Here is an 11,355-nt window from a genome sequence, read left to right on the forward strand (position 1 = left end):
AATAGTAACGGCTCATATGTTGATATGGCTGCGGAACTAGACCTTAATCATACCATGAGAACTACAATGTCATTGTGGTTTGACTATGATAATGACAAAGATTTGGATCTGGTTGTAATGGGAGATTGTTATTTTGATGAATTAAACTGCCCCGGAATAACTCCTTTTCTATTTTATGAGAATCAAGAGGGAAAGTTTGTAGATGTTACTTCATTGGTTGGGCTCAATGGGTACGGCCCTATATCAACAAACCAGAACATTGGTGGCACAACCGCAGGAGATCTAAATCAGGATGATTTTATTGATTTTATTGTAACTGTTAGAAACGGTAAGCTTTTGACTTTTGTCAACAATGGTGATAAAACTTTTACAGAATCATCAGAAATAATGGGTATGCCAACAGGCAATAATAAATACTATCAACCCATGATTGTAGACTTAAATCAGGATGGTTTGTTAGATGTTTACTGCAATGTAGATTTTGGGAGTAACATATTTTTGTTGAATAGAGGTAATGGATTTAAAGACAATTCAATAGTATCCAACCTAACTAATTCATTTAATGAAATGGGTATGACTATCGGTGATTTTGATAATGACCTTGATCTGGATATCTATGCTACCAATATTGAAAACTATTTAGGTAACGATTACCACAATATATTATTAAAAAACAGAAGAGAATCAGGCAATTTTATTTTTGAAGAGGTAAGTAAAGATTTTGAAGTCGAATCAGGAGGCTGGGGATGGGGTGCTACTTTTTTTGATGCCAATTGCGATGGAAGATTAGATTTGGCAACAACCAACGGTTGGGATGTTCCCTTTGAAGTGATTGACCAATCAAAATTTTTCATTAACAATGGAGAAAATTTTATAGATGAATCAGTTTCTTCCGGTTTTAATGATGAATTTAACGCAGCCACGTTAATTTCTTTTGATTATAACCGTGATGGCCAATTAGATTTATTTCAAACCACCAGAAGCCTTAATTCATCAGAATTTAATTCAAGACTTCTAAAAAACTCGGGTATTACAACCAATGGTTTCATTATAATACAACCTCGAATGATGGGAAATAACCATTTTGCTCTTGGCACTAAGGTTGATTTATTTCATAATAATTTTAAACAGACACGAATTATACATGCTGGAACAAGCTTCTACGGTCAGGAACCCTACGAGGCACATTTTGGAGTTGGCCAAGACATTTCCATTGATTCTGTACTACTCTATTGGCCGGGTGGTGCCGTATCAAAAGAGTATAACATATCAATAAATCAAATACTTCAAATTACAGATGCTGACGTGCTTCACCGACCAAGTGCTTTAACTGCCAGATTAGAGGAAAAGGATGTTGTTTTAAGTTGGTCTGACAGATCGCATAATGAATCCGGCTTTATTTTGGAAAGAATAAAAATCGGAAAGCAAAATAGCGAAACTTACTTTCAGGTCAATCAAAATCAAACATCGTATTTAGATAGCTCAGTTTATTATAATGGTATTTATCAATATCGAATTCAAGCAGTTAATGATGCGATGAACTCTGGTTACTCAGACTTTGTTGAAATTTCTACCCTAATCCTTTCAACCGAACAGAGTAATTCATCTCTTATTAAAATCTATCCTAATCCAGTCATTTCCACTGAATCGGGCTCTCAGATAATGGTTAAATGTCTAAAGTCTGAAGCAGTATTAAATGTAATTGATAATTTGGGTAAAACGGTAGCTTTTGAAATGAGCTCACTTGATAGTGATGAAATTTTACTCGCATTTAAACCGGAAATTAAGGGAATATTCTTTCTTTTAACTGATCAGGGAAACTTCCGCTTTATAATCAAGTAGCTTTATGAACTTCCCCTCACAATCAAGTTCGTCTTCAACTTCACTGTTTCAGGCTCAACTAACTCGTCATCCTTTGCTTCAATTTGCTTGATTAAAAGTCTGGCTGCCTCTTGACCCATTTCAAAGCCTGGCTGGTTAACAGTTGTCATCGGTGGTTCTGTTAAAGACGTAAAACGCCAGTTGCTAAACCCAACTATGCCAAAGTCTTTAGGAATTTTTAATCCTTTCTCTTTGGCAGCTATCATGGCACCAAGTGCGGCAATATCGTTTATGGCAAAAAGACTATCAGGAGGGTTGATACCTGAGAGAAGTTGCTCCGTTAATTTTTTTGCAGATTGCTCATCTTCAGAAGCATTATCCCTCATTACCAGTTTTTCATCATAAGGAATATTGTGTTTAGCAAGTGCTGCCTTGTAACCTTCCAAGCGCACTTCGCTTATCGTTAAACTTTTAGGGCCAGATAGATGTGCTATACGTTTATAACCTTGATTAATCAAATGTTCTGTGGCTTCAAAACTTCCGCCAAAATCATCTACAACTACTTTACTGCAATTGATAGCATCCGTCACACGATCAAAGAAAACCATAGGCACACCACGATCGAACAAGCTTTTTAAATGATCGAATTGAACTGTTTCTCTTGATAGAGAGATCAACATTCCATCCACCCGGTTATTAAAAAGTGCCTTAGAGTCAATGACTTCGCGTTCATATGACTCATTGGATTGAGAAACAATTACACTATAGCCGGCATCATAGGCTATATCCTCAATACCGCTTATCACTGTTGAGAAGAAGAAATGAATAATTTCCGGTATAATAACGCCAATAGTATTCGTTTTCTGTTGCCTCAAGCTAAGCGCAATGGAATTGGGAGTATAGTTAAGCTTTTCTGCTAGCTCAGTAACAGCCTTCTTTGTTTCAATACTTATGTCAGGATGATCCTTTAATGCCCTTGATACGGTGGAAGGTGAAATACCAAGTTCACGTGCTATATCTTTAATGGTAACCTGACTGCTTCTCATTATTAAAGTTTCTATGTATTTATTGACCTGCCAATATAAGCAAACAGGGCGGGTATTGTTATATGATCAATGAAAATTTAGGATTATAAAAATGAGGTTATAAATTCCAAAATATTTAAATAGTGCAATTTGTATTTTGGAAACGAATTCTAACCATGATTTCCTATATCGCTTAATTATTTATATGAAGTAATTTTATCGCAAACGATTGCGGTCTCGATTTCGATAAATAATTTCAATAAAAACGGCTTAAAAATTGTTTAAATGGGCTTTTTTTAGAATATTAGATAGTATGCAAACAGCTAACAACAGATTAAAACTCTTCTTATTTACTTCAAATGATGAGTGCAATCGTTTGTGTAAGTATTTCGTAAGAAGCGCTTGTTTTTTAACTGCTGCATACCTAAATCTTAAAATATTAATATATTAACCTACAGCTTATGAAGTATAGTTTACTATTTATTGTGCTATTCTGTCTTTCAACGGTGGCAGTTGAAGCACAAGAAATGAAGGTTTCCGGTCAGGTGACGGAAACAGGAAGTGGAGGATTACCAGGCGTAAACGTTCTGGTAAAAGGTTCCACTCAGGGAACAGTAACAGATATCGATGGAAATTACACAATCAGTGTTAGCTCGGATGCTACGCTGGTTTTTTCATTTATAGGTTATGTTACTGAAGAAATTCAGGTAGGAAGCCAGACAACTATCAATGTTGAAATGGTGCCTGACGTACAGCAATTAAGTGAAGTGATAGTAGTGGGGTACGGTACGCAAAGAAAAGTGGATGTTACAGGATCTATCTCATCATTAGGTGCTAGCGACATTGAAAGTAAACCTCTACCCAGTTTTGAATCGGCACTTACAGGTAAAGCTGCTGGGGTTCAGGTAATTCAAGGTAGTGGTATTGCAGGTTCTGCTATATCAGTGCGTGTAAGAGGCTCAACTTCAATTTCTGGTAGTCCTGAACCATTGTATGTACTAGATGGTGTGCCCATTACTTCAGGAGACTTAAGTAGGAGTGGTGGTAAGCAAATAGCTTCTAACACTAACGCACTGGCTAGTTTAAATCCCAATGACATTGAGTCTATCCAGGTACTGAAAGATGCAGCTGCAGCTGCCATTTATGGTTCGCGGGCTTCTAATGGTGTTGTTTTAATTACAACGAAAAGAGGTACTTCAGGAAAGGGTAAGGTAGACATAGGTTATTATGCAGGTTTCAATGAGGAGACTGTACGTCAGGACTTATTAAATTCTTCTGAATACGTACAATTATATCAGGAAGCATGGGAAAATGATGGAAATGTTGGCCCTGCACCATTACCGGGAGGTATATCAAGAGAAGAAGCTCTTGCTACTGACACTGACTGGCAAGATGAAGTTCTAAGAAAAGGATTCATCCAAAACTTTAATGCCAGTTACAGCAAAGGAACCGATAAATATGGATTGTATGCTAATGGTACTTACAAAGAAGATAACAGTTTCTTAGAAGGAAACACATTTAAACTACTGAGTGGAAGGGTAAACTTTGATTATAATGTTACTGAAGACTTAAAAGTCTCCATTGGATTAAATCAGGTATACAGCACGAATGATCGTGTTCCTGTTGGTTTTGCCGGTGGGTTAGGTCGCGCACAAGGATCAGCCTTGCCTATTTATCCAATTAGAGAAGCTGATGGCACATTATGGGATGAAGTTCCTTTTACAAACCCACTATTAGATCTTAGAAATGATTACAGAACAACAGAACATAGAACTTTTGCCAATGCATCAGTTTCTTATGATTTAGGTCAATTTGTTCCAGGGTTAAGTTTTAAAACTGATTTTGGAATTGACTATTTGGATCAAAATGAAGATCAGTTCAGACCTGGGCAGGGTGCTGCTTTAGGCAACGGTGATAGTAGAGATGTATTTGTTAAAAATTATACAACCAATAATACTCTTACTTACAACAGAATTTTAAATACCGATCACAATTTTACTTTCCTGTTAGGTCAGAGTTACAATTACTCAAGAACTGACACTAAAGGATTTAATGTAAATAACCTCGAAGGCAAGATTGATGGCAGGACTAAGGATGAATTTGACCCTTCATCTGTTACTGATTTTGGTAGGGATCTTCAGGAGTTTAGCTTCTTGTCATATTTCGCGAGAGTTAACTACAAATTCAGAGATAAATATTTGTTCGCAGCAACCATGAGAGCGGATGCTTCATCAAGATTTGGAGAGAACAACTTGTGGGGATATTTCCCATCAGTTTCAGCTGGTTGGATTATCTCAGAAGAAGATTTTCTTGCTAATAATGAAATCTTAAGCTTTTTGAAGTTGAGAACTGCTTATGGTGTTACTGGTAATGCTGAGATAGGTAATTATGAAGAGTATGGATTATTCATTACCAATGCCAACTACAATAACAATCAAAATTTAATTAGAGGTATTGCACCACAGAGACTTGATAATCCCGACTTACAGTGGGAAGAAACAACCACATTTGACATCGGGTTAGAATATGGTTTATTTGGAGATAGAATTTACGGTACACTCGGTTATTACATTAAAAATGCTGATAACCTTGTATTTAATGCCAATGTTCCTTCTTCTTCAGGATTCACCAATGTTCTCCAAAATGCATTGGAAGTTGAGGTAAAAGGATTTGAGGTAAGTTTAACGTCAAGAAACTTAGTTGGAGATTTTAAATGGACAACTGATCTTAATTTCACAACTATAGACAATACTGTGAAAGACCTTTCCGGACTTCCACCGCAGGCTTTTGATTCAGGTGATGGTGGTGAAATTAGACTATTTGAAGGGGAGGATTTTGCAACATTCTATTTACAAAGGTATGTAGGTCCAGATCCAAATAATGGTAGAGCTATTTACTTAGATATAAATGGTAATCAGACCTATACGCCAGATCAGGTGAATGATGCAGTACGAGCAGGTTCTCCTTTCCCTGATTTCTTTGGCGGGTTTACAAACACTTTCTCCTATAAAAACTTCGATTTAAGCGTGCTATTTAACTTCTCTGTTGGATTCCAAATCTATAATGGCGAAGGACCTCAACAATTAGCTCAAATAGCTGGTTTTAATCAAAGAAGAGAAATATTAGACAGATGGACACCAGATAACAGAGATGCTAAGTATCCTGCATTATCACTTAACACACCATTTATCAACTCAGATTTGTATTTACAAGATGGCGATTTTTTACGACTTAAGAATTTGCAATTGGGTTATACATTGCCTTCAGACTTCTTACAGAAGTATAAACTCTCTAGAGCCAGGGTTTTTGTACAAGCAACCAATTTATTGTTGTTCACAGAATATGATCAGGGAGATCCGGAAGTTGTGCGTGATAACCAAAATCCATTAGATAGAAGCTTGAGAGCGAGTGCAACATACTTTACTCCTCCGCAGGCAAGAACAATTACTGCAGGTATAAATGTGTCATTCTAAATTGATTATGAAAATGAAGAAAATAGTTAACATACTAATACTTGCACTATTTATAACAAGTATTACATCATGTGAGTTAGATTTTCAACCTGAGGCTGAAAATACAGTACTCACAGATGAAGCATTTAATAGTATAGAAGATGTAGAACTTGCCCTCATAGGTACGTACTCGGTATTTAGATCGGGAGGTGCGCTTGGAGGCGTAAGTAACTGGATAGGAAGTTTAATGGCGGAAGAAATTGAAACAACCCCAGCAAACTCAACAGGCTTTGATATTTCTCAAATATTAGCATTGAATTTTAATTTTCAGAATACTACAGTAAGAGGAATGTGGAATGAGCTTTATTTAACGATTAATAGAGCTAATAATGTGATTTTAGAAGCTGATAATTTTGCCACTGGTGCTGAAAGAGATCAATTTCTTGGTGAAGCATTATTTATCCGGGCTTTCTGCCATTTCGAGTTAATTAAATATTTTGCGTATCCCTATGAATTTGGACAAGTAAATGAACAGCCAGGTGTTCCATTAAGAGTGGAGGCAAGCAGATCAATATCTTCACAGCCTAGAGCGACTGTTCAAGCTGTATATGATCAAATAATAGAAGATTTAATTGATGCACAGGGATTAATGACTGCAGATGTAGATGGCCGTGCGACTGCCATGGCAGCAAGGGCATTACTCGCTAAAGTATACTTTCAACAGGGTGATTATGACAATGCGCTGATAGAAGCTAATGCGGTTATCACGCAAGGGGGCTATATGCTTAACCCCGGTGTGAGCGATTTATGGCAAATTGATCATAGTGATGAGTCAATATTCGAGTTCAATAGTATAGTTGCAGATGATGCCGGAGCTGCTATTGTTGGCACCTATTCTCAGGATAATCAAGACCCAAATTATTACGCGAGTTTCGAATTTGGCGAATTAGCTACTTCAGACCCTAATGATACAAGAGCAGGTTGGTATAATTTAAGATCAGCAAGTTCAGGTGGCGAGGAGCGTTACTATGTGGCTAAATACGACAGAAACAATCAAAATGGTGAGCCTGTTATTAATTTACCAGTAATAAAGTTATCTGATATTTTGTTGATAAGAGCTGAGTCTTATGCTCAAGATAATCAGTTAAACCTGGCAGCAGCAGATTTACAAACTGTAAGAAGAAGAGCATTTAATGACCCGGCACTAACAGTAACATTTGGTGGACAGGGTGATTTAATTGAACAAATTAGAGAAGAGAGAAGGCTGGAAATGGCTTTTGAGTTTAGCGACAGATTCCATGAATTGAAAAGAACAAAGCAAAACATTCAAGGTTTGCCTTATAACTCATGTGAGTTGCTTTTCAAAATACCGAACTCAGAAGTAAATGGAAATCCTTCCATTCAACAAAACGATTGCTAATTAAATGAATCAAGCGATTATGAAAAGAATAATAAATAATAAATGGACATACATGCTGGCAGTTTGCCTGCTGATTATTTCGGCATGTAGTGATGATATAGAGGATCTTAAGTTAGATCCTGCTGAAAGTAAAACAGCACTACTTTCTGGTACGTGGGCTTTATCAAGTGTTGTACAAACTGATGAAGATGCCGTAAGAAAGGGCTTTCCAGAGTTTGTTTTAAGAGAGGACTTAACAAATTTATTCCCATTTACTGATTTGGTTTTAGTAATTGGTGCGGATGGGAGTTATAGTGTGACTCAAGGTAATTCTCCAGACGTCATTGGCTCTTCTTCCGGCTCCTATACACTAGATGATCAGGAGTTCCCATCTCAAATTAATTTTCAGGGAGGCAGAACACTTGACATAGCAACATATAATGGATTACTTGAAGGCATTCTCACATTGAAATTAACAAGATTTCAACGCAATAGTGAAGGAGAAATTACAAATGCCTTCGTGAGTTATGAATATAAATTTGAAAAGCAATAAATTATGAAAAGGACATTATTCATATTACTTATATCGTTTTTGTCATTAGACAGTATAGGTCAATTAGTTAAAACTAGTCCAGCTGTTTTTACAGCAGAGGATGAGGTTACCTTTACGATAGATGCAACTGCTAGTTCAGACGATCGGTTGGTTGGATACACTCAGGATGTTTGGGCATGGGTATTCATTTCAGATGGGTGCAGTGCGAATTGTGATGCACCTACAAACATTAATCCTGCTGGAGGTGAAGAAACGGAAGCAGCAAAAATGACGAGAAGTGAAGATAATCCGGATGTATATTCTATTACATTCGTACCAACAGAATTTTTAGGTAAAGATCCTGGTGAGATAAGGGAGATTGGCTTTGTATTAAAAAGTAGAGATTGGGGAGATGGAATTCAAACCCAAGATTTTACAGTCACAGTAACACCAATAGAATTTGTCCCTAGTGAAAATAGAACTTTTCCTTCAAAATTCACACAGGAAGATGTGGTTACTTTGTTTTTGGATAAGAGTTTTTTAACGGATGATTCTTCAATCAAAAACCTAGAAGATATCTATGTATACCTGTTTTATGATGTAGTAAGGGCAGGTGGTGCATTTGAAAGTGATGTAGCTTTTGTTGCATGGCCTGAGGTTGGTAATACACCTTCTCTTAATATGACTGATAGAGGTGATGAAGTATTCTCCCTAACATTTATTCCCAATGAACTTTTAGGTTTAAATCAGGGTGATGAAATTACTTCTATTAAGTACATTTTTAGAAGTGCTGATGGCAGTCAACAGTCGGCAACATATGAGGCTTTCCCTCTATCCTTAAACTAAAAAATGAATATTATGAAATTAAGAAATATACTTTTTATGCTGGTTAGTGTCGGATTGTTATTCTCCTGTTCAGATGATGACGAGAGAACAATTGGAACTGGACTAGAAGCCTTAGACGACTTTACGTTAAATTCAATTGATGAAACTGTTGCGTTGAGTTCAATTGAACCGGAGGCAGAAGTAACTGTTTCATGGTCAGAGGCTGCCTCGGGATTAGAATCGGATGTTATTTACACATGGATGGCATTTAATGGTGCTGTTGATATTGCTAATCCAGCGTTGGCAATACCATCGGATAATGATGGACTGGCAAATGAGATTACATTCACTCATCAGCAACTTGAAGATGCTTTGGATGGTTTAGGAGTAGCAACCGGTGCAGAATCAACAATTACTTGGACTGTAACCGCATTTAATGGAGATATATTAAAAGTAGCTGAATCATCCACTGTAACTATTAGGAGAATGGTAGATGAAATAGCACCTTTTAGTTTATCAACACCTGCAGATGGTGCGTTGGTTGAGCTAAATATCGATGCACCTGATGCACCAATTGCAATTACCTGGGAATCTACTTTTTCTGGTTTTGGCAATGATATCACTTATACCTGGTTGGCAGATGCAACAGGTGGAGATTTTAGTGACCCTTTGTTAGAGGTTGTATCGGATAATATGGGAGTGGATGCACAAGTAACATTTACTAATCAGGAATTAGAAGATTTTCTTTTGTCTCAAGGTGTAGAAGAAGCAGGATATTTAACAATTGATTGGAAGGTTGTTGCTTCTACTGCCGATCTTATGCTAGAATCTAGTGAAACTTATTCTGTTGAATTAAGAAGATATAACCCAATAGCTTCTAAATTTTTAGTTGGTGCGGCTACACCAGGTGGCTGGTCTTGGGATGCTCCAACAGAAATAGTTGAGGTTTCTGAAGGTGTTTTTGAAGGAACATTAGTCTTCTCAAATGAATCTTTTAGAGTATTTGATACAAGAGATGACTGGGGGTCAGGAACAAATTATCCTTTTTATGAAGGAGAAGGCTACTTCATTGATTCAAGATTTGAAAATGCTATGGATGGTGATCAAAATTTCAGATTTACTGGAACACCTGGTGAATATACATTTACTTTAAATACAGTAGATAAATCAATCCGATTAACAGTTGGAGACCCGATTTATTTAGTAGGTGCAGCTACTCCTGGAGGGTGGTCTTGGGATGCCCCAACAGTGGCATACCAAATTGAAAGTGGTGTATATGAGGCTACATTACAATTCGTTAATGACTCATTTAGATTTTTTACTTCCAACGGTGATTGGGGCTCAGGTTTAAATTACCCTCATTATGAAGGAGCAGGATATACTATTGATGCGAATTTTGAAAATGCCATGGATGGTGATCAAAATTTCAGATTTATAGGTACACCGGGCGAGTTTACCATTACTGTGGATGATAATAACATGACTATTGTGTTAAATTGAAAATAGGTTAGTAGAAAGAAATAGCGTGGCCAACCACGCTATTTCTTTTTAAAAGCATTCTTATGAAATATGTCCTTTCTTTTTTACTGCTTTTTGTTGGCTCTCAGTTTATTTATGCGCAATCATTTTCAACCGATCCTGCATTTCCAACAGCAGATGCACCGCTATCTATTACTATTGATTTAACAGGTGATTCAGACATGGAAGATGAAACAGATGTATGGATTTGGGCTTTTTTACCGGAGAACTGCTCAACTAATTGTGATGCTCCCACAAACATTAATCCTGTTCCTAATGATGGTTCATTGGATGAAGCAAAGTTCTCACCCACAGGTAACCCGAATGAGTTTACAATTACATTTACTCCTACTGATTTCTTCAATAAACCGGCAGAAGAAATTACTAAAATCGGCTTTTTAGCAAAGGCATCTGATTGGCCATTAGGTCAAACACAAGATTTTGAAATAGATATCTCAATGGGAGAATTGGCTGTTTCTATTAGTTCACCATCGGAACCATTTTTGTTTATAGATTTAAATGAATCTGTTACAATTACGGCTAATGCATCAACAGCCAGTAGTTTAACCATTTTTCAAAATGGCTCCCCGGTAGCCTCTAATTCAGGCTCTTCGGTTACATTTAGTACCACTATTTCAACTAGCGGCACTACTACCTTTAGCGTATCTGCAACTTCTGGAAGCACTACTGTAACAGACGAAGTTCAAATTATTGTACGCGCAGAAAACCTGGCAGCCAGACCTTCGGGAATAATACCGGGAATAAATTACTCAGCTAATACAA

Annotated in this window: 8 protein-coding genes; 7 read left to right on the forward strand and 1 reads right to left on the reverse strand. The window is 36.9% G+C overall.

All coding sequences use genetic code 11. The annotated features are described in order from the left end of the window. The coding region (locus RLO81_RS00940) for an FG-GAP-like repeat-containing protein (protein ID WP_350105897.1) at positions 1-1,842 on the forward strand (1,842 nt) is incomplete at its 5' end. Between the two features lie 2 nt (positions 1,843-1,844). On the opposite strand, the gene RLO81_RS00945 is transcribed toward RLO81_RS00940, so the two are convergent. Continuing rightward, complete coding sequence (locus tag RLO81_RS00945; protein ID WP_502880414.1) at positions 1,845-2,867, reverse strand: LacI family DNA-binding transcriptional regulator; 1,023 nt, start codon at positions 2,865-2,867, stop codon at positions 1,845-1,847. A 440-nt stretch (positions 2,868-3,307) separates the two neighbouring features. Here RLO81_RS00945 and RLO81_RS00950 point away from each other — a divergent pair, with 440 nt between their 5' ends. The 6 genes from RLO81_RS00950 to RLO81_RS00975 all read left to right on the forward strand — a co-directional run. Continuing rightward, positions 3,308-6,319 carry a SusC/RagA family TonB-linked outer membrane protein gene (locus RLO81_RS00950; protein ID WP_350105900.1) on the forward strand — a complete coding sequence of 1,004 codons (3,012 nt, stop codon included), beginning with the start codon at positions 3,308-3,310 and terminating at the stop codon, positions 6,317-6,319. A 13-nt stretch (positions 6,320-6,332) separates the two neighbouring features. Next, a complete protein-coding gene (locus tag RLO81_RS00955; protein ID WP_350105903.1) occupies positions 6,333-7,718 on the forward strand; it encodes a RagB/SusD family nutrient uptake outer membrane protein in 1,386 nt (461 codons plus the stop codon). A 19-nt stretch (positions 7,719-7,737) separates the two neighbouring features. Beyond that, positions 7,738-8,250, forward strand: a complete 513-nt coding sequence (locus RLO81_RS00960; RefSeq protein WP_350105906.1) for a DUF5004 domain-containing protein — start codon at positions 7,738-7,740, stop codon at positions 8,248-8,250. Positions 8,251-8,253: 3 nt separating this feature from the next. After that, on the forward strand, positions 8,254-9,075 hold the full coding sequence (locus RLO81_RS00965; RefSeq protein ID WP_350105909.1) for a DUF8578 domain-containing protein: 822 nt from the start codon (positions 8,254-8,256) through the stop codon (positions 9,073-9,075). A 12-nt stretch (positions 9,076-9,087) separates the two neighbouring features. Continuing rightward, positions 9,088-10,554 (forward strand): SusE domain-containing protein, encoded by a 1,467-nt coding sequence (locus RLO81_RS00970; RefSeq protein WP_350105912.1) that lies wholly within the window; start codon positions 9,088-9,090, stop codon positions 10,552-10,554. Positions 10,555-10,616: 62 nt separating this feature from the next. Then, on the forward strand, positions 10,617-11,355 hold a 739-nt coding region (locus RLO81_RS00975), incomplete at its 3' end, for a hypothetical protein (protein ID WP_350105915.1).

Source organism: Fulvivirga sp., assembly GCF_040220315.1.
Taxonomy (GTDB): Bacteria; Bacteroidota; Bacteroidia; order Cytophagales; family Cyclobacteriaceae; genus Fulvivirga.